This window comes from Saprospiraceae bacterium (genome assembly GCA_016715965.1).
In the GTDB taxonomy this organism is placed as follows: Bacteria; Bacteroidota; Bacteroidia; order Chitinophagales; family Saprospiraceae; genus Vicinibacter.
In genome coordinates, this window is record JADJXG010000001.1 from 1123583 (window position 1) to 1148497 (window position 24915).

The window sequence follows — 24915 nt, forward strand, 5'->3', positions numbered from 1 at the left end:
TTTGATTCGATTTTTCCTGACAATTTTTATGATTTTGTTCTCTGTACTTCTAATGGCACAGTACACAGAATACACGACCATCGTTGATGGAGAAGAGGTCAAAATTTTGGTGAGAGAGGGTGATACCATTGTGGTAGCCGAGTTGGAAAGGATATCGGTGGTTGTTCCCAAAGAATTTGATTATGAAGACGAACGAGTAAGATATGCAAGGTACCGCAGATTTGCAGCAGTTGTTTATCCTTATGCAGTCCAGGGTATCCGTTTGTACAAACAGTTGGAAAAGATCTCTGAGGGAAAATCCAGAAGGGATAAGAAAAAATTGTACAAGGAAATAGAAAAAAGACTGGAGGATGAGTTCGAAAAACCACTTAAAAACCTGAGTCGCACACAAGGGTTGATTCTGACCAAAATGATGGAAAGGGCTTTGGATAAATCATTTTTCAATATCATCAAAGAGTTTAAGGGAAGTTGGAGTGCCGCTTATTACAATCAATTCAGCAAAATATACGGCTACAATCTTAAGGAAAAATATATTTACGGGCAAGATGAAGTCATGGATGCTGTTTTGGAAGATTTTGATGTGATGAAAGACATAGAATAATAGATGATGGAAAATCAAATTATTTGGAGAAGTCCTTCCAATATTGCAATTGTCAAGTATTGGGGTAAATTTCCCCAACAGATTCCGATGAATCCATCCCTCAGTTTTACACTGGACCGCTGTTACACTGAAACAGAGTTAAGCTATCGAACGAATGGGAGTGGCGCAATTGATTTTTTTTACGAGGGAAAATTAAATGAAGCCTTTGGCAATAGGATAAAAAAATACATTGGGAGTTTGGGATTAGGTTTTCTTGACCATTTGGATTTGGAAATTCAAAGTAGGAATACGTTTCCTCATTCTGCAGGTATTGCATCTTCTGCATCTGCAATGAGCGCATTGGCTTTATGCCTCTGTAGTTTGGAAAATATTTTATTCGATTTGCATCAAAACGAATGTGACTTTAAGACAAGGTCATCTTTTTTGGCAAGGATGGGAAGTGGGTCAGCTTGCAGATCCATTTACCCCAAAGCCTCGCTCTGGGGATCTGTACCTTCGATCCCTTTCTCTTCCGATTCCTATGGAATAGATTGGTCAGGTGAACTAGCTCCTTCTTTTCAGACGGTCAACGACTGGATTTTCATTGTAAGCGCAGAAGTAAAATCTGTTTCATCATCTCATGGACACCAACTCATGGAACGGCATGTATATCGGTCAAACAGAATAATACAGGCCAATGAAAATCTGATCCGTTTGGTTAAATCGCTCAAAGAGGGAGATTGGACGAGTTTTATCGAAATTTGTGAAGAGGAAGCACTCAGTTTGCATGGATTGATGATGAGTTCCCGCCCCTCTTATTTATTGCTGCAACCTGAGTCCATTAGAATGATTCAATCCATCCGTCAATTCAGAAACGATTCAAAGATTCCGCTTGCATTCACCATCGATGCTGGTCCTAATATTCACCTCTTGTTTGATCCAGTTTATGAAAGTCAAGTAATTGAATTTATAGAACGCGAGTGGCCAGCTTATATAAACAATGATCTAATCCTTAAAGACAAAATGGGTGGTGGCCCGATAAAGATGAAATAGGAGGAAGATATGCTTGCTTTTAAAAAAAATTTTAAACCAATACTGCTTTTCGTTTTGGGAATATTCAGCCTTTTTGAATGCTCCTATTCTCAAGACTCCAAAGATCTGGAGCTGCCTGCCATAAAAAATAAATCCTTTGACAAGATGCTTCGCTCAATATTGTCTTTCAGCGTACCATTGATTGGTGTAGATGAATTGTACCATCAAATCGGCAAGTATCAGCTTTTGGATACCCGAGAATATGGTGAATATAAAATAAGTCATCTTAAAAATGCAAAATGGGTGGGCTACAATGATTTTGATGTCCAAAGAGTAAAGCATTTGGATAAAAAAATACCGGTAGTTTGCTATTGCAGCGTGGGCTACCGAAGTGAGAAGATCTGTGAGAAATTGCAAGCACTCGGATTTAAAGAAGTATATAATTTGTACGGCAGTATTTTCGAATGGGCCAACAATTCTTATCCCCTGGACAATTCAAACAACTGCCCTACCGACAGCATTCATGTGTACAACAAAATTTGGGGAAAATTTATGCAAAATAAAAAACTCGTAAAAATTTACTAGTTGGTACGATGACAAACAAATGATTGAGCCATTGCGTGCCATCAGAAACCTTGGCTTAAAAATTTCTAAGCACAAAAAAAACGATTAGAATCAGGATAGAAATGGCCAAACCTATTTTAATGTTCTTCTGATCATCCCTTTCACTTTTCTTGCGGGCTAAATTGTATGGAGTATCGCTTTCGGTATCCACCAATAGGGAATATAAAAATTCCTTGTCTTGCTTTTTAATCTGCAAATGCAATAGTTCATGTCCAATGTAAAAATGATAACTTTTGTCTTCAAAGATTTTGAAATCTATGATCATAATGGATTGGTTGAGATAAACCATGATGTTACCACTTTCTTCACCATGGTACAAACCAAGGGTGTACTCTTCACCCGTGATATCCGTCATATTCCACAATTGTTGTGCCAAGGCTCTTGCGATAAATAAAACTAATAAAGCAAAAATATGAAATTAAATTGTTCAGTCCCTTTAGCTTTGCAAAATTAAATTTAGAATAATGCACCAATTGAATTTACAAGATAAGAAGGCACTGGTTTGTGGAGCCAGTAAAGGAATTGGCCGGGCCATTGCCTATGCGCTGGCTGAGAATGGATGTACTGTTATCTTGCTGGCAAGAAATCAAAGCCTTCTCAATGAGGTGCTCGTTGGTCTTCCAAGAAATCATCAACAGGAACATCAGGCACTTCCTCTGGATTTATCCGATCTGGCTGCAGTAGAATCCACCCTCAAAAATCTTGTATTGATAAATGATTTTCACATACTTATCAACAATACGGGTGGGCCTCCCGGGGGTCGGCTGGAACTAGCTGAAATTCCAGCCTTGGAATCCGCCATCCGGCAACATCTCATGGCTGCTCATTTGGTGACCAAAGCGGTGCTGCCAGGAATGAAACGCCATCAATATGGCAGAATTATCAATGTATTGTCCACGTCTGTCAAACAACCTTTGGATCATCTCGGGGTATCAAATACAGTACGGGCTGCCATGGCCAATTGGGCCAAAACCCTTGCAAATGAGTTGGCTGTTGAGGGAATCACCGTCAATAATATTTTGCCGGGTGCCACAAATACGGACCGGCTCCAGGACCTTATCATCCGGGAATCTGATCTTCAAAAGTCTGATCCTCAACAAATAGCTGAAAAAATGCTAAGCCACATACCCATGAAGCGATTTGCCAGACCGGAAGAAATTGCCTGGGCAGTTTTGTTTTTGGCCTCGCCCCTGGCATCCTATATCACGGGAATAAACTTGCCCATTGATGGCGGAAGAACAAAGTCTCTTTAAGCTCTGTCCTTGGTGCTCTGGAGGATAAATAATTGATCTGTTTTGATAATTTTAACTATTATTACGTCTCTAAAAATTAAGCGTTTATGTCATCCGCCCACAGGCACGATCTGATCGATTGGAAACAAATTTTTTCCTTTCATTCCGTCATCTTTACGCTTGCTGGTGTGGTAATGGCTTCCATCGCCTTTAAAGGATTTATGATTCCAAATAAATTCATCGATGGCGGTATGACAGGATTGTCGGTCGTTTTACACGAATTGTTTCATCTCAATATCAGTGTACTAATTGTTTTGCTGAATATCCCATTTATTTATATCGGGTATAAAAAAATAGGTAAGACTTTCGCACTTCAAACAAGTTTTGCAATAATAATTCTTGCCATCGTAATTCATTTTTTGGAAATCCCCCCAATTACAAATGATAAAGTATTAATTGCCATATTTGGAGGATTCTTAATTGGTCTCGGTATTGGACTGGTAATCAAAGGAGGCGGAGTTATTGACGGTATGGAGGTCCTTGCCGATTATACCAACAAGAAAGTAGGTTTTACAACAAGTGAAATTGTGATGCTGTTTAATTCTGGAATTATTCTTTCAGTAGCATGGATTTTTGGGTTGGAAGCCGGGATGTATAGCATTCTTACTTATTTTACCGCCATGAAAACCTCCGATTATGTGGTAGATGGTTTTGAAGAATACACCGCATTAACTGTGATCAGCAGTCGTTTTGAAGACATCAAATCTTGCATTGTAAATGATTTTGGGAAGGCAATAACTGTTTATAATGGCGAGAGAGGTTATCTGCCAGGTAGTTTTCACATCAAACACGATACACAAATTATTATGACCATTGTAACACGCATTGAGATCCATCGAATTAAAAATGCCATTTTTGAAACGGACCCAAACTCTTTTATCTACATATCCAGTATCAAAGAAGTATCCGGTGGAATTGTCAAAAAGAAAAGAAAACATTAATTCAATAAATCATTGTCTGCAAAAAACATGACTTATAACACCACATATTTGTATCATTAATAACCAACTGTTCCATGTTGTCCATCAAAAAACTAAAGTCATTCGTTGTAAACAAACTGGAAGGGGAACTCGATCCAAAGCTCAGCTATCATGGCGTCCACCATACTTTGGATGTATTGAGGGTTTGCGATGAGTACATCTCAAGATTCGCCCTGAAAGGAAAAGAAGCTTGGTTGATCAGAACTGCTGCATTATTGCATGATGTCGGTATCGCTGAAACCTATTCCGGACATGAAGAAGCAAGTGTTGTATTCGCCAGAAATATATTGACTGCCTGGGGTTATGAAAAACCAGATGTCAAAAAAATTGAAGGAATGATTTTGGCCACAAAAATCCCACAAGAACCTAAAAATCTGATGGAGAAGATTATCTGTGATGCTGACCTCGATTACCTTGGCACAGACCAGTTTTATGAGATAGGCAATAGGCTATTTCATGAATTGGTGGCCTATCGCATCATTGAAAATGAAGAACAGTGGGATAGGCTTCAAATTAAATTCTTGCTTTCCCATTCTTTCCATACTGATTTTGCCAAAAAACACCGCGAACCGATCAAGCAAAAATTTATGCATGAGGTACTTCATAAATGGAAATGGAATCTGAATGATTTTATTTAAATGTTCTGGAATTTAAACTTGTGGTAAAAAGGTATTCATAAAAATCTTTAAAATTCAAATCGTTTCACCACTTACATCTTTTGAATATTCGGGGAATCCATTTGCTTTCTATACGCATTCAAACCGCAATTTAAAAAATCGTCGTAATCCTTCACGCCTTCTTTGTACCCCCGGGGTTTGGTGATCACCTGCTCATCCGGTGACATAATCACATATAAAGGTTGCGAATTTTGATTGAAATTGACAATTTGAAAATCGGCCCACTTATTACCCACATTTCTTATGGGATTCTGAGTAACAGATGAAATTAAAATTGAATCAAGTGGTGCGCGATCATCCACATACAAAGATACCAGCACAAAATCATCGTTTAGCTTTTTCCTGATCTCATCGTTCACCCAAATATGTTCTTCTGTCTTTCGGCAGTTGACGCAACCGTATCCTGTAAAATCCAACAACAGCGGTCTTCCTGTTTCCTTGGCATACGCAACCCCTTCGTTGTAATCTTTAAAACAATTGATGTTATTGGCACATTTGGTGAATGAAGGAAATTTGTTTTTAATGCTTGCATCCAGTACGGGCTCGGGCAAAAAATAATTGTAGGTGGACGGAGGTGCTAAACCACTCATCAATTTGAGAGAGTTGTATGAATTATACTCAGGTATCACTCTGAATCCAGTGACCAGATAAATGGTCAATGCGAGAAAAGTCACTCCGAAAATCGATCTGGTAACAGACAATTTTTTAACCGGACTGTCGTGAGGAAATTTGATAAATCCAAACAAATAAAGTGTAGTAAGCGCGAAAATTACAATCCAAAGACCCATGAATATTTCATAACCCAAAATTCCCCAGTGCTTGGTCATGTCCGCTACGGAAAGAAACTTAAGTGCAAGAGCCAATTCCAAAAAACCTAGCACCACCTTGACACTTGACATCCATGAGCCGGATTTCGGAAGACTGTTGAGCCAGGCCGGAAACGCAGCAAAAAGTCCAAAAGGAAGTGCCAAGGCAAGTGAAAACCCAAGCATGACAATGGCTGGTCCTGTGGCTGACTTGGCCGACTCAACAATGGCTGAACCAATGATAGGACCTGTACAGGAGAAAGATACGATGGCCAAGGTAAACGCCATAAAAAATATTCCAATCAAGCCCCCTTTGTCTGCAAGTGCATCGGTTTTGTTGGACCAACTAGAGGGTAGTGTAATTTCAAAATATCCAAAAAAAGAAAATGCAAATACTATAAAAATCAGAAAAAATAAAACATTGGCAATCCAATTGGTAGACAATTCGTTCAGCGCGGTAGCACCAAATAATGCGGTGATCAGCAAACCAATCGCCACATAAATCACTACAATGCTCAATCCGTACAAAATACCATTGCGAATGCCTGATTTCCGGTCCTTACTACCCTTGGTAAAATAGGATACTGTCAAGGGAATCATGGGAAATACGCAGGGAGTCAATAAAGCCAACAATCCTCCTAAAAATCCAAAAAAGAGGGTCCAAAAATGATTGGTACCCCTGACCATTTCTTCACCGCACTCACCCACAGGTGATTCAAGTGTGCTTACAATTGTTGGAATGGTCTGATCTATCACCGAGCCTCCTGGCATAATTAGACCTGCACCACCTTTATCTCCTTCCAACATCACCGATATTTTTGATGGATCTATCTCGAATGCCAGACTTTTAGGGGGAAGACACATGGTGGCATCACAAGTCTGATAGGTGAAATATCCCGTTATTTTCTTGCTGTGATCTTTGACCATCAGCTTTTGGTAAAAAAGAACATTTTCTTTATACTTGGTGACGTCCATTTCAAAAATCTCATCATATCCTTTGATCTGATGCTGGCTTTTCTCCTCGATCAGGCCCAAGGTCTGATAATTTTCTGCAGTATCCCATTCTATGTTCGTAGGAATCGGTCCGTCTTCGGCAATTTGACTGGAATAAATGTACCATCCCTTGTCGATCTTTGCTTCAAATTCAATTTGGAACTGATCTTCAGAAATCTTTTGGACTTTTGCAGATATTTTGACAGGATCATGCATGCCCTGTGCGGCCTGAATTTCCATGGGGTCGGAGGGCAAACTCCCTGCAAAATTGTCTCCACCCAATTGGAATTTAAAGTTCTTTGGAGTAGGTGGGATGCATTTCTCTGAATCGCAGCACATGTAGTAAATCTCTGCTTCTATCGGTATAGACAGATCCGTCACTTTGACCATTTGTACAAATTCTACCTGATTGTAATACTTGATGACGATCAGATTGTCAAACAATGGTTCAGGCCCCTCCTTTTTCTCACCCAATTCTTTGACTTCGCCCAGTAATTGATAATTTGAACCAGCTTTAAAACTCACTTCGGTCGGTGTCGCTGCATCAGGATCAGACTTCTGGCTGTATATGGCCCAGCTTTCATCCAATTTGCCCCTGATGATAAGTTCATACTTTTGATTTCCAAGGTCTTTTACTTCTGTGGTCCATTTGACTGGATCCAATATCTGGGCAGGACAAATAAGCCATCCTGTGATCAAAAGGAAACTTGTAAAAACTAGTTTTGACATATTCTTTCTCTAACTTAAATATAGTAACAGTTGATTTATAGATAGTTGGGAAAATCTCTGTATTTAACTGATTTTTAAGGATTTCTATTATCAGGCCAGCAGCGCATGGTGCTCCTTCATCCAACTGAACAAACTTTTAAAAATTTCCTTTCCATCCGTATTTCCCAATGCGGACTCGGAGGCGCGTTCAGGATGTGGCATCATTCCATACACATTTCTTTTTTCGTTGCAGATTCCTGCGATGTTCATACTTGATCCGTTGACATTGCTTTTTTCATTTACCAGCCCATTCTCATCGCAATATTGAAAAAGGATCTGATTGTTTTTGTGCAAACGATCCAGGGTCAAAGCATCGGCAAAATACCTGCCTTCTGCATGTGCAATGGGAATGGAGTAAGTCTTGTTGACATCCAGATCATAGGTGAGTGCAGATTGGTTGTTGTTTGGTTTGATCCATACATTGTCGCAAATAAAAAGCTGATCGCGATTGAGCAACAATTGACCTGGCAAAAGTCCAGCTTCGCATAATATCTGAAACCCATTGCAAATACCGATCACCATTCCTCCATCGGAGGCGAAACGAATAAGCTCTTCCATAATGGGTGAAAATCTCGCGATGGCCCCACACCTCAAATAATCGCCATAAGAGAACCCACCCGGTAAAACAATGCAATCTCCGGGATTGATCCCATGTAGACTGGTTTCTTTGTGCCAGATCCTCCTCACTTTATGTCCAAAAACTTCGCCCAAGACATAATGCATGTCATCGTCACAATTGGATCCGGGAAAAGTAATTACGCCAAAATTCATATTTACCAGTTTTGAATTTGCAAAAATAAAGCAGAAAAAGCAAACAAAAGGTGAAGTGTTTCTAAAAGCAATGGGTTTTTGATCTTGGTCAACAAAAGTCCAAGCAATACGGAAAGGGGCGTCATCAATAAAATCAAATGTGAACAATTATCAAATTTCATAAAAAAGAGGGAAATCAAACTGCAGAGAGTTATCCAAAACATCAAATCATAGTATTTCTGAATTATTACTGTTCGTTTGATTTTGTAAAAATTGTATTGAATCAATGTTACAATCAAAAGAATCAACAAAATAAACAAAACGATAAGTCCTTTTGCGCCGCTTACAGAATTAAATATCGATGAACTGAAATAAGCTTTGATCTGCAACTGGTAAAATATCTTTTCGCTTCCAGTTACATAACAAATGGTAAAGACCAAAAACAAAATGGTGATCGTTCCTGACATCATTTGAAGCCATTCTTGGACATTTATGCTCCTGAGAATGGTTAGTCCGGCCAATCCAATCAGAAGAAACCAGATGAAAGGAGGATACAGGATTGCTGCCAACCCAACGAAGAAACCAAAATTGAACAAATGTAAGGCTGTTTGCTTCTTGATATAAATGCCCATAATTTGTGTGATGGCCAAAATTAAAAATACATTCCCCAACATCACCGGACCAACGTTGGCGGTCAATGGATGCATTGCAGACAATAAAATAAAAACAACACCTGCAAACAATTGGCCCTCTGGATTTAGTTTGAATTTATTGACCAAATGGTTTAGCAAAAATGCCTGGAGAATAATTAGAATCGCGCTCCAAAGATATTGATAAGGACCGTTTAAATGGAAGAGATCTGCCAGATGGTTGTAGATCCATGCCTTTTCGTAGATGGGACTCTTGCCTGAATTAAAATACAATCCCAAACGCAAAATGAATGCGTATGGAATAATTAATAGAATGTTGAATAATAGGCTTTTACGAAAAATCTGAAGCAAGATCCCAAATTTTTGCACAATATATGGAAAATAGAACAAACCCCTCTGGCCAGCAGCTTTTCAAACAATACCTCTGAGATAACTTACTGAATTATCTTTGCGACTTCTCATGCAAAATGTCAACTTACATACCATCAAAGATCTGATCAAAGAAGATCTGCGTCAATTTGACCAGCATTTTAGAGAGGCCATTGCCAGCAGGGTATCCTTGCTCGATAAAATCAGCTATTATATTGTCAAAACCAAAGGAAAGCAATTCAGACCTATACTAAGTTTGCTTTCTGCCAAAATGTTGGGTGAGATCAATGAAAACACCTATACGGCAGCAACCATGGTGGAACTTTTGCATACTGCCACTTTGGTGCATGATGATGTGGTGGATGATTCTGATCAGCGCAGGGGATTTTTTTCCATCAATGCACTATGGAAAAATAAGATTGCTGTGTTGGTCGGAGATTATTTATTGTCAAGAGGTTTGTTGGTTGCATTGGAAAGAGACCAATTTGGAATGCTTAAAATACTTTCAAGGGCAGTCACCGATATGAGTGAAGGCGAGTTACTTCAACTTGAAAAAGCTAGAAGACTGGACATCAACCGCAGTGTTTATTTTGAAATTATTCAGAAAAAAACAGCTTCCCTCATCGCCGCAGCAGTGACTTGTGGAGCGCAGAGCGTCACCAATGATGTAGAAAAGTTGGATCAAATCTGGCAATTTGGCATCCAATTGGGCATCGCTTTTCAAATCAAAGATGATCTGATGGATTTATCCGATCACTCCATCGGTAAACCCCTGATCAATGACATCAAAGAAAAGAAAATGACTTTGCCACTTATCTTGTCATTAGAAAATGCACCCGACAAAGAATCTTCTCAAATCATCCGCGGCATTCGCAAGGATTCATTGGACAAATCCATCATCGCTGATACAGTTTCTTTTATCATTCGCAATAAAGGAGTACAACAGTCGAGCGACATGATGCATGAATATAAGTCAAAAGCCTTGGCCATCCTGGATGGCTTTGAAGACAATCCTGCCAGACAAGCTTTACAACAGCTTTGCCATTTTGTGACAGAGAGAAATACATAAAAAGTTTTTTAGAAATTCAATTGGGTTCCAATTTTGCATGGGTTGGTTTAAAATCTGAGGCAACCCGATAACTGACTTTTCAAAGAAAAAATAACTGCCAATCCCTGTTTTCAGAAATTTAAAGCTTGATTTGACTTCATTTATTCAAACTTATCATCGAAATATTTCTACAATAGACTGGATATATAGTATTTTATATATTATATAAATAAAAATGTGTTTTTATCCAAATCTGATTCAGGTCAAAATTTTTTACTCTGACCTTTGTCTCAACAAAATTTTAACAAATGAAAACACAAATTTTAAAACCAATTTTAGTTGCTTTTCTGACTTTAAAAACATTCTCTTACTCAGTAGCTGCAAGTGCAGCCCTGCCCATTGTCACTGTCGCAGGCATTGACATTAAAGGCATCAAAAAAGACAGCGCTTTGTTGCCAGATCTTGTTATCCACCAACTCCGTGGTATCAATATCTACGATGTAAGCAACCGTAAAGACGGTGAACAAGCTGCAGCCGATAATGGATTTAAATTGGCTGACTGCCACAGCAAATCTTGCATGGAGAATCTGGGTAGAATCACAGGATCTACCAAAATACTTGGAGGTAGCATTGAGCGGTTCGGAGATAAAATTTATTTAAACTTCCGCATTTTGGATGTTGCCTCTGGACAAATGGACAAATCTTATTCCATGGAATTCCTTGCATTGGAAGAGAGAATAGGCTTGATGATTGAGATTACCCTGCGCAAAATGCATGATCTCAATGTCGATGAACAGTCCCTAAAACAAGTCACTTCTCCACAGACTCTGGAAAGTCAGGTCAACAATCCCAATATCAGCAGGCTTAACCTGAGCGGACCCAGATTTGGGTTTGGAGTACTTTTTGGAACAGACGGAAAGGATTACCGAAGACCACAGAACCAGGGTGGCTGGGGTACCTTCCCGGTGGCTTCCCACATTGGATACCAGTTTGAAGTCTCTTACCTCAACCAAGGAAATATCCAGGGATTGTTTGAATTCATTCCATTGATCAATGGAATTGAACAAGGTAGTTTCATCCCTTCATTGGCCATCCTTCATGGTGTACGTTCCAATAAATCAGGACTTGAGTTTGCAATTGGAACCAATTTTTCGATCACCAAAAGAAGAGAAGGTTTTTATCAGGATGGAAAATGGATTTCGGGCAAGTCTCCGGATGGAAGTGAAAGACCAACCCTGCACAATGATGGGCACGTGAAGATCGAAGGTGGCCTGGTGGTCGCTTTGGGTAAATCTTTCAGAAGCGGATCCATGAATTTTCCGGTCAATTTTTACACTGTATTGCGAAAAGACAGCCCAAGGATAGGCCTCTCACTGGGGTTCAATACCAAAAAGTAATATTTCAATAAATAACACCCTTGTTAATATACGGGGTACGTTCCTCAGGGAAGGTACCCCTTTTTTATTGTTGTTGTTTTGCCCAGCCCATTCTTTGATTTTATTTCAAGATGTGTCTGTCGTATCTTTGCCAAAATTTTTTAAAAGTGAAGTATCTCCTTTTCCAAATATCGATATTTTGTTTCTTGCTCAATGGCAATGCTCAAGTGAAGTTGTCCCAGAGTCTTATCCATCATATAGAAAATCATGGCCGTGCCAATGCAATCCTCTTGTTAAAAGAAAAACCAGTCTTTGCACAATATCAGTCAGGCTGGACCAAAGAAAAAAAGACTTCTTATGTGTACAATGTCTTGATCAGCCATGCCCGCCAAACACAAAGACCCTTGTTGGATTTTCTAAACCTACATCAAATACCACACAATTCATTTTGGATTGTCAATGCAATCCGCTGTGAAATAAATTCTGATCAATTGGAATTGCTTGTCAAAAGAAAAGAAATTTCGTCGATTGTCCTCGACCAGGCCATCCACTTATCGTTTAATCTTTCTTCAGATCTGCAAAGTTTACAATCCCGCGGACCTGATTTGACCTGGGGGCTTCAGAGAATGGCTGTAGAAGAAGTTTGGAAAATGGGAATCGACGGCAAAGGGGTCATCCTGGCTGGTCACGACACAGGATACAAATGGGATATGGTCGGCATTAAAGAAAAGTACCGCGGTTGGAATGGTTCCGATGCGGATCATAACTACAACTGGCACGATGCCATCCACGAGATTAGTCCGCTTAGTTCTGACAGCATCAATCCCTGTGGCCTTAAGCTGGCAGAGCCCTGCGATGATCACGGACACGGTACCCATACTGCCGGTACCATGGTCGGTTATACGGATGATTTGGCTTATGGAGTAGCACCCGGAGCAAAGTGGATTGGTTGTAGAAACATGGAACGCGGCAATGGTGCGCCTTCTACTTACATCGAGTGTTTTGAATTTTTTCTGGCACCAACCGATCTGAATGGAATGAATCCCAGGACTGATCTTGCACCCCATGCCATCAACAACAGTTGGTATTGCAGCCTTTCGGAGGGATGTCATCCTGACAATTTTCATTTTATGGAAGAAGTGATTGATCACCTCACATTGGCGGGTGTGGTGGTGGTAGTTTCTGCCGGTAATCAGGGAAACAACTGTGGTAGTATTGCCTTTCCGCCCGCTATATTCAAAAATAGCTTTACCGTTGGTTCATTTGCCGAGAATGATACCATCAGTTCTTTTAGCAGCATCGGACCTGTATATATTGATAGTAGTCTTAGAATTAAACCCGATGTAGTAGCTCCTGGAAGCGGAGTTTTGTCAAGACCGCTTTCCGGTAATCTGGAAGCATGGAATGGCACAAGCATGGCAGGTCCACATGTTGCCGGATTGGTGGCACTAATTATACAGGCCAACCCTGAGCTATCCGGACAGGTAGAAAAAATTCGGGAGATCATCCAGCAATCTGCAAGAATGCATGATGCTTCTGTGCAATGCGATGGTTTAGATTCAACTGCCAGGCCCAATCAGATGTATGGATACGGCAAGATCATGGCGCTTGAAGCCGTAAGAAGAGCCATCGTATTAAAATTAAAAAAAGAGGATTCAACTCCAAAAACAAGTTTTCTTTTACCCAATCCTGTAAAAGATATTCTAAGCGTTCATTCCACCAAAGAAGGTGTTTACACCGTTACAATCACAGACTTGAGTGGCAAAGTGGTTTACTTTTCAAAAGAAAATCACAGCTCCCATCAAATCAATCTACAAAATTTGAATCAAGGGGTCTATTTGGTAAATTTATCCAATGAACCCATTTGGCACAAACTGATCAAAATTTAATGGGACGATGGGAAAACTCTTGTACAACAGAATAGACCGCAGGGTGCTTTTGGAAAAAATGCGGAACAACGATGAGGTCAGAAAAACCATTTCGTTTTACAAATACCACAAAATTGGAAATCCTCAGATATTCAGGGACCACTTGTTTGTCTTGTTGAGTGAGGCTCAAGTGCTTGGAAGAATTTATGTGGCCAATGAAGGCATCAATGCACAAATCTCAGTTCCAGAATCGCAATTGGAAAAATTGATTGCGTTAAAGGACGAAATTACTTTTCTCAAAAACATCCGTCTGAATTATGCCATCCAAGACGATGGTCGCAGTTTCTTCAAATTAATTATCAAAGTGAGGAAAAAAATAGTGGCTGATGGTCTGGACGACAAGAGCTTTGATGTAACGAACACTGGCGTCCATTTGAATGCCAAAGAATTTAACGAACTTTCGTCCAAAGAAAATGCGATCATAGTGGATATGCGAAACCATTATGAAAGCGAAGTTGGTCACTTTCACAATGCCATAACTCCGGATGTGGTGACTTTCAGAGAATCACTTCCCCTCATTGCAGACATGCTATCAGACAAGAAAGAACAACCAGTATTGATGTATTGTACCGGTGGTATCCGATGTGAAAAAGCATCTGCTTATATGAAGTACCGCGGATTTAAAGACGTTTATCAACTCAACGGAGGAATCATTGAATACGCCAGACAAGTAAAAGAACAAGGATTGGAAAATAAATTCCTTGGAAAAAATTTCGTATTTGACGAAAGGCTTGGAGAAAAGATCTCAGATGAAACCATCAGCAAATGCCACCAATGCGGTGCTGCGTGTGACAGTCATACCAATTGTCTCAACGATCATTGCCATATCTTATTTATCCAATGTCCGAATTGTGCTGCCAAATACAATCGATGCTGTTCTAAAAAATGCGCAGATTACGTACAACTCCCTAAAGAAGAAAAAGAAAAATTACAACAACAAAATATTCGATTTAACGGATCTGCTTTTTCCAAAGGAAGATACAAAGCCCTCAAACCAGATCAGGGCTTGAATCTTTCCTAATGTTGTGGCAGTCCATCTAATCTTGCGAAGAAAAATCTGAACAAAATTGTTCTTTAAACCAATCCATTGAAGCTTGAACCTAATTTTGATAGAAAGGATCTCTTTACCCAAAGTTGCTGGTCAAAAATATTGTTTCCTGATACAGAACAAATACAAATTGAGTTTGAATACAAAAGAAGTCATTTATTTGCTTGCTTCTTATTTAGAAAATCCTGGAAGTACCGTTTTTTAGAATGTCCCAAATTTACACCCCACAATGTTTTTATCGATCATCAGGTTGACTTCCCGGACAGTTACAAATCCTACTTAAAGGAAATCGAATTATTGAAAATGTTAAAAACCATTTTGACTTCCTTTGATTTGATTACCTGCAAATTTCATGGAAGTATCCAACATGCTTCGGTTGATAAAAGCCAAAATGAATTTTATCAAACGGCACCATCCGCTTACATCAGGGGTCAAAATGACATCGATCAACTATGGCAAAAGATGTATCGAAACACCCGGAATCACATCGTCCACGCCATACAGTCGAATATTGAGTTCAAAGAAATTTCGCCACTTGAATTTTCAAATTTGATTAGAAGCAGCAATTACTATACAACTTCCGGATTAACTGCTGAAATGGTGCAAAATTTGTATGGTGCTTTTCATCCGAATGGCATATTAAAAATTACAGCAGCGGTGTTTGAGGAGAAAATAATGTCTTCGGCGATGACAATTCACTGGAAATCGGACTGCTATCTTTTGGTCAATGTACTTTCAGATGATCAAAAAATCCGATCTGCCAATACGGCCTTGCTTTGGCATCTGATTGAAAAATCCATCCAACAATCCGTTCACTTTCATTTTGACGGCTCATCGGTGGGAGACATTATGCAGAAATACAAATCTTTTGGAGCAGAGACCTGTGGTTATATCTATGGTAAGATCATTCATTCTAAAATTCTTAGGCACATTTATATTCACAAAATGTAGTATTGGATGGAGCGGGAACTTTTTTTAGCAGAAAAAAAAGCGATGAATTGGCTTCGCTACACAGCTTCCAAATTCAATTCAAGAGGATTTTCCCACAGCAGACGGAACTGGCTGCCAGAATTTTGCGCCTGGAGAAATCCTTACCCCGAAACCAGCGGATATCTCATCGAGAATTTCCTTTATAAAAATAACAATGGAGAAGAAGACATTACGATCGCTTTAAAAACAGCTGAATGGCTGACAAATATTCAGGACCCTTCGGGATGCTATCACAGTGGAACAAAACAAAAGAGATCAAGCTCCTTCAATACGGCTCAAATTTTGTTTGGACTTGCTGAAGCGCATTTACATTCCCCAGATCCAAAATACCAAAAGTCCATTGGGAAAGCAAAATCTTGGTTGTTGCAACAGATTGATGAAAAAGGATTATGGACAGAGGGATTGTATGTCAACGGATATTTTCCATCTTATTATGCCCGTGCGATATGGCCCATGTTGATGTTGGCTCAATCAGATGAGGAAAAACAACTCCTTCAAAAAAGTTTTGAAAGGCTTTGGAAAAACCGTGATCAAAAATGCCTTTTTAGAAACGCCGGATTTTATCCCTTACAAGCTGCATTGTCTCATACTGTTTTGTATGCCATGGAAGGCTTTTTTGAAATTGCAAGCCTATTGAACTTAAAGGAGGTATTAAATGAGATTTTCGAAATCCTTGAAAACGAATCCATCGAGATTCTTAAAACTAAAACATTGTGGGCCATGATCGATCAGGAAGGAAGAAGAAATTATCGATTTAGATGTCTGACCGGAGAAGCTCAGATGGCAAGTTTGTTGTTAAAAATGTATCTCAGTCGAAAAGAAAATTTATTGTTGCGATCATCACAATTGATATTACAGGGATTGATCCGAGCACAGAAACACTCAAGCAAGCGATTTTTGGATGGGTCCTTTCCGGCGTCCGTCCCTTGGTATTCTGACTATTTCCCTTTACAAAGTGTCAATTGGACCAACAAATTTTTTCTAGATGCTTGTTACCAATACAAGTTGGCCATTTCATAATATAGGAAAACAAAATCCTCCGATTATCTCAATATAAGCATTTTTCCAACGCCATTTTTAAAATACTGATCCGTTCCATTTTGCAAAGGATTTCTTTCATTTCCTGCTGGATCTTTGACCACCAGTCTATAAAAATAAACACCATTGATCAGTTTCATACCGTACTGGTCGGTTCCATCATATTCGTATTCTGTCATGTGGGTGCCAAGATGCAGGGGTCCTAGTTCAGTTTGATCGATTTCTCTTACGATTCTACCTAATTGGGAAAATATTTGGATTTTATAAAATTCAGGTGTTCCAGTACCTGTCATGGTATAAACGAATTTTGTCCAGACTTTGAAAGGATTGGGATAATTAAAGAGATTGGAAATACTAATCTCCTGTTTGATTTTAAAGCTGGTACGGATCTCCGCATCTGAAATATAATTTCCACTATGATCCTTGGCTCTGACAATAATCTCGTAAGTGCCATTGTCAACAAACTCCTGATCAATAATAACAATAGCCTCGTTGCGTGATTGACCGAACACAGCCGGGACAAATTGAACGTTGTTTTGGCTAAAGAAAATATCTCGGATGCTTCGGTCGGGATATCTCAACTTAATGCTGAACAATGCAGTGTCATCGATTGGAAAGGCCAAATTTTCATCTCTCACTTGAATCTGAATTTTGCTTTTAGCAGAAATATAATCTCCATCTTCAATGGTCTTTCCATTGAACCGGAGAATAAACCTTGGCCTCCTCCTTTCTTTTGTCACAAAATAATTGATCACACCAATGTTATTGAAATGATGCAATTCTGATTGATCATTGTCAGGATTGAGTTCGACAAACAATTGATAGGCTCCAAACAGTCTGCTGGTGTTTTTTGCGAATGGTATGCGAATGGATTCTTGAGATTTTATAGGACTTATTCTGGCAATGATGGTTTCAGATGAATTGTTTGGCCCGACGAGGGTAAATTTTACCAGCAAGCTATCCATATCAAACTGACTGATGTTGGAAGCGTTGAAATCAAGTCTGAAAACTTCACCTTGATTTAGGGTATCTGCACTTTTGACAAATCCATTTCCACAATCAATGGCGACATCTGGAAGACCTTTGTACAGAACCCTCCAATATTCCTTTTGCGGACAGGTTCTATCCATCGAATCTTTAGAGGACCATATTAACTTTAATCTGGGATAATTTTTCGCATCGATGTTTCGCAAATCCACTTCGCTCACGGAAATGTCAGAAAACAAAATGGACTCTCTTCCTTGGGGATCAATACCTACAATGTCCAACTTAACTTGATCTATATTTTGGCTGGTATCAACAACTTTCCATAGACATTTGTCAAAGTAGCTTGCTGGTCCAATTATTCTTGAATCAATATGGCCTGAAGTCAATCGCACCGGGATATAATGCGACAAATCAATTTCTCCTGAAAAATCTCCAAATTTCTCCCTTGGTATATAATCTGCTCTTTTGTTTCTATAAATAAAAATATAGGGTACATCACCCAACATTTTCAAATTCTCTACCTGAAGAGCGCCGAGAGATTTTAGAGTTGTGAATAGATTTTTGATCCCATCACTGTCCCATAATTCCGGAAAAAAAGAATAATTTTCCTGAACGAGGGTCATAAGACTCACCACAGCATCTTTCGGAATGTCATTTTCTAAAAAGCGCATCAATGATTCGCGCTGATTTTTGGTTTCAGTTTTAAAAATAAACATTGGTCGGCCTGCAATTCCTGGTAGCGAAACACTTCCAAAATCAGCTCCTGTTTGATTGATCCAAAGATTGCCTTCTACCGGACTAAAGATCGTCACCAAAATACCACTGAAATCTGAACCATAAATATCTTCATTGTAGTCCACTTTCACTTCGCCCTGATAGAATACCTTGGGTCTCAGAAAATGGGAATTTCTGGTTACTGCATTAAATACTCTGAAATCTTCAAGAACTTCTTTGAATTCAAATTTTCTTTCAGGTTCTTCTAATTTTATATTGTTGAAATCATTTCTAAGATCCTGAAAAAAATGGGATTGGTTCCAACCGTCTTTTACCCCCTGCATGTAAACAAAAGAACTAGAACGCCAAGCCAATACGCCATTAGTGCTACTGTCAGGCCTTGTTCTCCAATAATACACTTTGTCAGAAATCAGAGTTTGTTCCGGCGTCCACCGAATCACTCCACCCGCTTGTGAAACTGACTTTTCAAGCTTAAGAGGGCTGTTAAAATTCTCTGTGGTATCCAATTCAAAAAAATACGGACTGGCACCGGAAAACATATTTCCTGTATTTGCAATCAACTCAGGTTTGTCGCGATCTATAATTGCAAATTCATGTGGATGCACTGGAAATACATCCTTATCCAAAACTACATATCGAAACCCAATTTCTCCGGAAGAACTGAACAGGTCGTTGTTCTCTTCTGCAATCGGCAACGGACTTTCCGGAATATTCTGATCTGCATCGACTTTTAGAAATATTTTGTTAAAACCAACAGAATTGGTCTTTGGTATTTTAATCTTAAAATGGTATTTTTCTCTTGAAGAAGGTGAGGAAACCAAATCATAAAAAACTGTATCTCTTTTACCCGCAGAGTTTTCATTTTGTATGAATATCCTGATTGAATCTTTAATCGACTTTCCAAGATTGACAATGTCCAATTCCAGTTCAAACTCCCCTTGATCGGCATAAATAATGGAAGGATTGGTTTTGACAGATGACCCATCAGGAATAAAGTCGGGACTTTCAGATGCCAATAAACGGATGGCAGGATCTCCATTGAAACTGATTGACAAAGCCTGATGAGCAATGGCCTCATTGTTAAAAATTTGAAAATCCTCCATCATTTTACGATTGGAATACTGAACAGCCTCACCCAAGGTCAAACCATATCTCTCTTGTCCAATTTGGTGATAAAATTCTGCACCGTATATCGAAAGAATATAAGGTAAACCAGCCGTTGAATTTGCCAGATAAACAATTGAACCCCGATCTGCTGCAAGATTATGTACTTCACTAATGCTTCTCACATTTTCAAACATTTGTCCCGCATAGCAGCCCATCGCCACAAAGGCATGGTATTTTCCTTTGTTTTGATAACTCGAAATATTTTCCAAATTGAAATCAAGCCGTGTTGACAGAGAATGACCCATGAAAGAAATCACGGAGACACCATTGTCCACCAGATATTTGAGTCTATCAGAGCTTGATACTTCAATTGGATTGGAGCTTTGTTTGTAAAATGTTTCTACATCCGCACCAAATGAATTGTTTTCGATGACCTCTTCCATGGCCGACAATTGATTGGATATGGTGGTAAAGAGAGTTGGATCACCACCCGAAAGATGCACAAACCGTTTGATCCATTCTCTGTTTTCCAAAATATGTGCAGTATTTTGAATGGCGTTTTCGTGTTCTTTGACTTTGTCAAGATAGGTTTTAATTTCATCGCCATTAACCGCGGGCAGTCTACCCAATGCCAGGAAAGGCATTCTGTTTTCATCAGAAACCAGCATATAATCTGCAGCCGGCATGGAATAGGTCGGGACAAAATTGTTTAGATCCTGTCCATTTCTGCGATCAATTTGATATTCTAATCCTTTACCTATAATCAAGGTGTGTTTCAATTCGGGCCAGAGCTGACGGACATATTGGTAAAAATTCCTTATTGCAATTGAGTGCCCCTTTATTCCAAAACCAAACTCATTGTACAAATCTTCAACTGCGATTGTAATCACGCGATAGGCTCCACCGGAAACACTTTTGCGGTAGTTTTCATATTCCTGAACCATACCATTGCCCAAAGTAATATCCATCAAACGCTTTGAAGTCAAAATGACATAGTTGTATTCCTCAGGACTAAAATGATTAAACTCGGTGTAGAATAAGTTTGATATTGGACGGATGGCGGTGTTGGAAACGATGAGCAATTTCCTTTCCTGTTCGGAAGGAGGTAGGGAGATTTTATAGATGCCGGAAGGTTCCCTTTTGCTGATCAGGTGGAAATTATTGGTCAAGTCATACATGATTATCTCATCGCCACCATCAAAATCTTCAATTTCTAGATTTTTTCGAATGACTGAGGCCGGTATATAAATAAGCGCTTCTTTCCTCTGATCAAATAAAAATTCTGCTTGGTATTCGAGTTTTATGGTGGAAAGGCTGATGCGATCTTCAGAATTTCCATTGGCCAGTACATTGAGTGCCATTTGGTTTTTGAGCTCGTCTGCAAACAAAGTGAAGTTTGCTTTCCTCACTTTAAAACCTGGAAATAAAATGATATCCTTTGGTTGACTATCTATGGAGAAATTGACCCGATGCGATGTGAAATCTTCTCCATGCCCAAAAACAGTGACTTCAACTTTGGCCTGATCTCCCTGCAGATATGGATGTTGAAAACTGATGTTGAAATCGCGATTAGAAAAACCATTGGTTGCATAGCCCTGACCCTCATCAAAGTCAGGAAGTTTTTGAGAATTGCGATAACCATAACTTCGTTTTGTCGCCATTTCCTCAAAAGATACCGTCTGTTTTTGTATATAGTAGAAATCCTTTGGCAGCGGATTAGAGAGATCATTTGTGATGGATTGTATCCTCTCTGATGAAATCTGATCAGACCAACTTAAAAAATAAGCTGCAGAATCTGTAAACATACTGTACTCTGAGTTAACCATAGGAGTACCCTGAGCAAATAAAGCGGCATCCAATTCTGACCGATTTTTTTCTCCATAAAATTCAATATAATCATCCGGTCCCAAAGGTCCCTTTGCATTTACAAATATTGGAACTTCCTTCCCGAACCTAAACAGTTGATACTGCTCTCCGGGTATTGTACCTACCGGTAAACCTGCATCCACCAAGGTCTGATAGGGAATGCGATAGATTCCATCTTTTGCCAAAGACAATTTATAATACCTTTGATTTTTTTTGATCCATTCATTGCCAAACATGAATTTGCCATCAAAGCGCATTTGTCCAACTGCGGTGCAAACAATTAAACTAAAAACCAATATACCAAAAGTGGCGATTTTATTTTGAATCATATTTAAATTAATAATAATCAGTAGCAAATATATGATGAAAATAGATTATATTAAATAATTTTCCTGTAAAATTAATAAATTCAACATTGATTTGGCTCCAATAGATTTGCTCTTGGTATTAAACACTGTCATACAAATACTTATATGGTTGATTTGTTTTGCAGGATTGGTACATTATGTACCAAAAAGTCCGGAATCTCAATCAAACCAGAGACTTCCTCCTGTGTCAGTGATCATCTGTGTCCACAACCATAAGGAAAAAATCATCCAATTGCTGAGGGTTTTGTCCGGTCAACATTATCCGCAATTCGAGATAATCATATCTGATGATGGTTCCTCCGATGGTTTGAAAGAGTATATACAAAATGAATTCACTGGATTCAAAAACTTAAAATACATTTTCGAAACCAAGACGGTGGCAGGGAAAAAACCGGCTTTGATCCGAGCCATTGAATCCTCAAAATATGAATATCTCCTTCTTACAGATGCCGATTGTCTTCCAGTCTCAGAGTATTGGATCCGTGAAATGACAACTCCTGTAATAAAAGGAGATCAGATGGTGTTGGGATTTAGTCCTTACATTTTCAAAACCGGAATCTTAAACTTAATCATTCGATTTGAAAGTACCCTCAATGGAATTCAATATTTATCTTCAGCTTTAAGGGGCAAAGTCTATATGGGAGTCGGACGAAATTTGCTTTATCACAAATCAATTTTTAATCCCTCATTGCTGAACTTAGACATTCCATTTGGAGACGATGATCTTTTTGTAAATAAAATTGGTCCGTTTGTTTCCACAGCTGTCGTCCTTTCTCCAAACAGCATGGTATTTTCAGAACCAAAAAACGACTGGAAATCTTATTTTCAACAAAGAAGAAGACATTTTGCTGCAGCTAGACATTACAATTGGGAAAACCGTCTGTTTTTAGGAGTGTATCATTTCAGTCTCATCTTGTTTTATTTTTTCTTAATCCTTGGTATCTTTTCATCATTCGGGAATTGTATAATATTGATGTATTTGATCAGACTCTTGGTGGTTTGGTTTATCTTTGCCTTTTCGGCACAAAAGTTGGAATCAAGAGATATGGTTTTAAAATTTCCTTTTCTGGAACCAATTTATCTTGTCTTTTTATTGGTTCAGGCACCGTTTATTTGGATTAAACCTGCCAAATGGTGATGGATAGAATACTTCATTACTTTCCTTATCTACTAGAGCGACAAATTAAACAACTGGAATTGCTTTTTCCATTGTACAAGGAGTGGAATCAGAAAATCAATGTAATATCCAGGAAAGATATGGATTTTTTTTACCTTCATCATGTCTTGCACAGTATGAGTTTGGGAATGTATGTAAATTGGAAAAACGGAACCAAGGTGCTGGATTTGGGTTGTGGCGGAGGATTTCCGGGAATACCACTTGCCATCCTATTTCCCCAGCTTGAATTTACCCTGATCGATGGGACTTCAAAGAAAATAAAAGTAGTACAATCCGTGATTGAAGCATTAAAAATTGAAAATGCACGTGCCGTACATGCCAGGGCAGAAGAACATCCTTTCAAATATCACTACATTGTATCCAGGGCAGTCGCACCACTGTCCCATTTAATGGAATGGTCCACTCCCCTGCTTTTGCACAAATCCATCAATGCATTACCAAATGGTCTAATTGCATATAAAGGTGGGGATCTGAAAGAAGAAATGGATCAGATCCGCGGTAGAAAAATGATTGATTGTTGGCCATTGAAGGAGAAATTAACTGAACCATATTTTGACACAAAGTTTCTGGTCTATGTTTCTTAATCCCATTCAATTGACTTTTCGACTATTCTTTTTGATCGTTATAGCTAATTTTAAATTAGCAGCTCAAGTTTTGGACGTTGAAATTCTTTGTACACTACCTGATGAAGTCAAAGAAAGTTCTGGTTTGATTAGTCTATATAATGGCATCAGTTTTTGGACACACAACGACAGTGGAGGAGAACCAATACTTTTTGAAATCAATCAAAATTGTGAAATTCTCCGATCGGTTAGAATTACCAACGCGGAAAATGTAGATTGGGAAGAAATCTGCATGGATTCATTGAAAAATATCTACATCGGAGATTTTGGCAACAATAGCAATGACCGCAAGAATCTTGTGATTTACAAGATATCTGGATTGGATAGAGCAGATTCCAGTGAAATCAAAGCAGAACAGATCCACTTTGAATATTCCAATCAATTTGCCTTTCCTCCTTCGGGACAGTTTTTAAATTTTGACATGGAAGCCTTTGTTTGGATAAATGATAGCTTGCATTTGTTTTCTAAAAATCGCACCAACCCCTTCAGCGGATATTGTTACCAACATACTATTCCGGATCAGCCGGGTTTTTACAAAAGCCATTTGGTAGATAGTTTTTACACTGGAAATGGGTTGATGCAACAATTTTGGGTAACTGGCGCTGCAATAAGTCCAGACCATGGCAAACTAATATTGCTTTCTTATGACAAGGCATGGTTGTTTTACCCTTTAAAGCCAGATCGAATTTTTAATTCTCCTGTGCGTGAGCTTGGATTCCCCTATCTCAGTCAAAAAGAAGGCCTAAGCTTTACATCCGAATCAGAGATCGTAATAAGCGATGAATATTTTTCGCTTCTTCGCAATGGTGGCACACTAATGAGAACCTCTCTGGATAAAGTGCTTCAATCCAATGACATAGAATCAGATCACAAATATTCTATTTTTCCCAATCCTGGTAGCGAAATCGCACAGATTTTTCCAACAGATTATCAATTTGTGACTTTCTATGATTTGTTGGGAAGACCCATCTGCACATTTGATCCAACAAATACCATCTCTCTATCCAATCTGATTCAAGGATTCTATCTTGTCAGTGTGATCAGTGACCATAAAATTAACAAGATCGGTTTTTATAAAAAGTAAGATCTGCTGGCAGCAGGCT

General features: G+C 38.9%; 20 protein-coding genes. 15 read left to right on the plus strand and 5 right to left on the minus strand.

The genetic code is table 11. The annotated features are described in order from the left end of the window. The first annotated feature begins 1 nt into the window (after position 1). The 3 genes from IPM48_04080 to IPM48_04090 are packed head-to-tail and all read left to right on the plus strand — an operon-like array spanning position 2 to position 2197. Positions 2 to 601, plus strand: a complete 600-nt coding sequence (locus IPM48_04080) for a DUF4294 domain-containing protein (protein ID MBK9270753.1) — start codon at positions 2 to 4, stop codon at positions 599 to 601. A gap of 6 nt (positions 602 to 607) precedes the next feature. Beyond that, positions 608 to 1633, plus strand: coding sequence for a diphosphomevalonate decarboxylase (locus tag IPM48_04085; GenBank protein MBK9270754.1), 1026 nt, complete (start codon positions 608 to 610; stop codon positions 1631 to 1633). Between the two features lie 9 nt (positions 1634 to 1642). Further along, complete coding sequence (locus tag IPM48_04090) at positions 1643 to 2197, plus strand: rhodanese-like domain-containing protein (protein ID MBK9270755.1); 555 nt, start codon at positions 1643 to 1645, stop codon at positions 2195 to 2197. A gap of 55 nt (positions 2198 to 2252) precedes the next feature. Here IPM48_04090 and IPM48_04095 read toward each other — a convergent pair whose 3' ends face one another. Next, positions 2253 to 2591 carry a hypothetical protein gene (locus IPM48_04095; protein ID MBK9270756.1) on the minus strand — a complete coding sequence of 113 codons (339 nt, stop codon included), beginning with the start codon at positions 2589 to 2591 and terminating at the stop codon, positions 2253 to 2255. 109 nt (positions 2592 to 2700) lie between these two features. Between IPM48_04095 and IPM48_04100 the strand changes: the two genes are divergently transcribed. From IPM48_04100 to IPM48_04110, 3 genes are all read left to right on the plus strand, one after another. Then, on the plus strand, positions 2701 to 3489 hold the full coding sequence (locus IPM48_04100) for an SDR family oxidoreductase (GenBank protein MBK9270757.1): 789 nt from the start codon (positions 2701 to 2703) through the stop codon (positions 3487 to 3489). A gap of 86 nt (positions 3490 to 3575) precedes the next feature. Further along, positions 3576 to 4469: a YitT family protein gene (locus IPM48_04105; GenBank protein MBK9270758.1), complete on the plus strand. Its 894-nt coding sequence runs from the start codon at positions 3576 to 3578 to the stop codon at positions 4467 to 4469. 74 nt (positions 4470 to 4543) lie between these two features. Further along, positions 4544 to 5146, plus strand: a complete 603-nt coding sequence (locus IPM48_04110; protein ID MBK9270759.1) for an HD domain-containing protein — start codon at positions 4544 to 4546, stop codon at positions 5144 to 5146. Between the two features lie 71 nt (positions 5147 to 5217). On the opposite strand, the gene IPM48_04115 is transcribed toward IPM48_04110, so the two are convergent. From IPM48_04115 to IPM48_04125, 3 genes are all read right to left on the minus strand, one after another. Beyond that, positions 5218 to 7713 carry a thioredoxin family protein gene (locus IPM48_04115; protein MBK9270760.1) on the minus strand — a complete coding sequence of 832 codons (2496 nt, stop codon included), beginning with the start codon at positions 7711 to 7713 and terminating at the stop codon, positions 5218 to 5220. Between the two features lie 90 nt (positions 7714 to 7803). Further along, complete coding sequence (gene purQ, locus IPM48_04120) at positions 7804 to 8523, minus strand: phosphoribosylformylglycinamidine synthase subunit PurQ (GenBank protein ID MBK9270761.1); 720 nt, start codon at positions 8521 to 8523, stop codon at positions 7804 to 7806. A 2-nt stretch (positions 8524 to 8525) separates the two neighbouring features. Next, the gene (locus IPM48_04125; protein ID MBK9270762.1) at positions 8526 to 9503 is read right to left on the minus strand and encodes a hypothetical protein; all 978 of its coding nucleotides are present in this window, start codon (positions 9501 to 9503) and stop codon (positions 8526 to 8528) included. 109 nt (positions 9504 to 9612) lie between these two features. Between IPM48_04125 and IPM48_04130 the strand changes: the two genes are divergently transcribed. The 6 genes from IPM48_04130 to IPM48_04155 all read left to right on the plus strand — a co-directional run bounded on the left by IPM48_04130 (position 9613) and on the right by IPM48_04155 (position 16931). Further along, the gene (locus tag IPM48_04130; protein ID MBK9270763.1) at positions 9613 to 10590 is read left to right on the plus strand and encodes a polyprenyl synthetase family protein; all 978 of its coding nucleotides are present in this window, start codon (positions 9613 to 9615) and stop codon (positions 10588 to 10590) included. A gap of 287 nt (positions 10591 to 10877) precedes the next feature. Beyond that, complete coding sequence (locus IPM48_04135) at positions 10878 to 11966, plus strand: hypothetical protein (GenBank protein MBK9270764.1); 1089 nt, start codon at positions 10878 to 10880, stop codon at positions 11964 to 11966. A 146-nt stretch (positions 11967 to 12112) separates the two neighbouring features. After that, positions 12113 to 13834, plus strand: a complete 1722-nt coding sequence (locus tag IPM48_04140) for a S8 family peptidase (GenBank protein ID MBK9270765.1) — start codon at positions 12113 to 12115, stop codon at positions 13832 to 13834. A gap of 7 nt (positions 13835 to 13841) precedes the next feature. Then, positions 13842 to 14894 (plus strand): rhodanese-related sulfurtransferase, encoded by a 1053-nt coding sequence (locus IPM48_04145; GenBank protein MBK9270766.1) that lies wholly within the window; start codon positions 13842 to 13844, stop codon positions 14892 to 14894. A 66-nt stretch (positions 14895 to 14960) separates the two neighbouring features. After that, the gene (locus tag IPM48_04150; GenBank protein ID MBK9270767.1) at positions 14961 to 15872 is read left to right on the plus strand and encodes a hypothetical protein; all 912 of its coding nucleotides are present in this window, start codon (positions 14961 to 14963) and stop codon (positions 15870 to 15872) included. 6 nt (positions 15873 to 15878) lie between these two features. Continuing rightward, positions 15879 to 16931 (plus strand): hypothetical protein, encoded by a 1053-nt coding sequence (locus IPM48_04155; protein MBK9270768.1) that lies wholly within the window; start codon positions 15879 to 15881, stop codon positions 16929 to 16931. Between the two features lie 23 nt (positions 16932 to 16954). On the opposite strand, the gene IPM48_04160 is transcribed toward IPM48_04155, so the two are convergent. Beyond that, positions 16955 to 21973 carry a hypothetical protein gene (locus IPM48_04160; GenBank protein ID MBK9270769.1) on the minus strand — a complete coding sequence of 1673 codons (5019 nt, stop codon included), beginning with the start codon at positions 21971 to 21973 and terminating at the stop codon, positions 16955 to 16957. A 91-nt stretch (positions 21974 to 22064) separates the two neighbouring features. Between IPM48_04160 and IPM48_04165 the strand changes: the two genes are divergently transcribed. The 3 genes from IPM48_04165 to IPM48_04175 are packed head-to-tail and all read left to right on the plus strand — an operon-like array spanning position 22065 to position 24896. After that, positions 22065 to 23150 carry a glycosyltransferase gene (locus IPM48_04165; GenBank protein ID MBK9270770.1) on the plus strand — a complete coding sequence of 362 codons (1086 nt, stop codon included), beginning with the start codon at positions 22065 to 22067 and terminating at the stop codon, positions 23148 to 23150. Continuing rightward, the gene (gene rsmG, locus IPM48_04170) at positions 23144 to 23773 is read left to right on the plus strand and encodes a 16S rRNA (guanine(527)-N(7))-methyltransferase RsmG (protein MBK9270771.1); all 630 of its coding nucleotides are present in this window, start codon (positions 23144 to 23146) and stop codon (positions 23771 to 23773) included. Before IPM48_04165 ends, rsmG begins: the two co-directional genes overlap by 7 nt. Continuing rightward, on the plus strand, positions 23763 to 24896 hold the full coding sequence (locus tag IPM48_04175; GenBank protein MBK9270772.1) for a T9SS type A sorting domain-containing protein: 1134 nt from the start codon (positions 23763 to 23765) through the stop codon (positions 24894 to 24896). The genes rsmG and IPM48_04175 overlap by 11 nt, the downstream gene beginning before the upstream one ends. Positions 24897 to 24915 lie beyond the last annotated feature (19 nt).

Bases quoted from the DNA above. Each gene is read 5' to 3' on its own strand.
- IPM48_04105 (MBK9270758.1), top strand. From the start codon at position 3,576: ATGTCATCCGCCCACAGGCACGATCTGATCGATTGGAAACAAATTTTT.
- IPM48_04090 (MBK9270755.1), top strand. From the start codon at position 1,643: ATGCTTGCTTTTAAAAAAAATTTTAAACCAATACTGCTTTTCGTTTTG.
- IPM48_04155 (MBK9270768.1), top strand. From the start codon at position 15,879: ATGGAGCGGGAACTTTTTTTAGCAGAAAAAAAAGCGATGAATTGGCTT.
- IPM48_04110 (MBK9270759.1), top strand. From the start codon at position 4,544: ATGTTGTCCATCAAAAAACTAAAGTCATTCGTTGTAAACAAACTGGAA.
- IPM48_04175 (MBK9270772.1), top strand. From the start codon at position 23,763: ATGTTTCTTAATCCCATTCAATTGACTTTTCGACTATTCTTTTTGATC.
- IPM48_04100 (MBK9270757.1), top strand. From the start codon at position 2,701: ATGCACCAATTGAATTTACAAGATAAGAAGGCACTGGTTTGTGGAGCC.
- IPM48_04135 (MBK9270764.1), top strand. From the start codon at position 10,878: ATGAAAACACAAATTTTAAAACCAATTTTAGTTGCTTTTCTGACTTTA.
- IPM48_04115 (MBK9270760.1), bottom strand. From the start codon at position 7,713: ATGTCAAAACTAGTTTTTACAAGTTTCCTTTTGATCACAGGATGGCTT.
- IPM48_04145 (MBK9270766.1), top strand. From the start codon at position 13,842: ATGGGAAAACTCTTGTACAACAGAATAGACCGCAGGGTGCTTTTGGAA.
- IPM48_04160 (MBK9270769.1), bottom strand. From the start codon at position 21,973: ATGATTCAAAATAAAATCGCCACTTTTGGTATATTGGTTTTTAGTTTA.
- IPM48_04130 (MBK9270763.1), top strand. From the start codon at position 9,613: ATGCAAAATGTCAACTTACATACCATCAAAGATCTGATCAAAGAAGAT.
- IPM48_04095 (MBK9270756.1), bottom strand. From the start codon at position 2,591: ATGACGGATATCACGGGTGAAGAGTACACCCTTGGTTTGTACCATGGT.
- IPM48_04085 (MBK9270754.1), top strand. From the start codon at position 608: ATGGAAAATCAAATTATTTGGAGAAGTCCTTCCAATATTGCAATTGTC.
- rsmG (MBK9270771.1), top strand. From the start codon at position 23,144: ATGGTGATGGATAGAATACTTCATTACTTTCCTTATCTACTAGAGCGA.
- purQ (MBK9270761.1), bottom strand. From the start codon at position 8,523: ATGAATTTTGGCGTAATTACTTTTCCCGGATCCAATTGTGACGATGAC.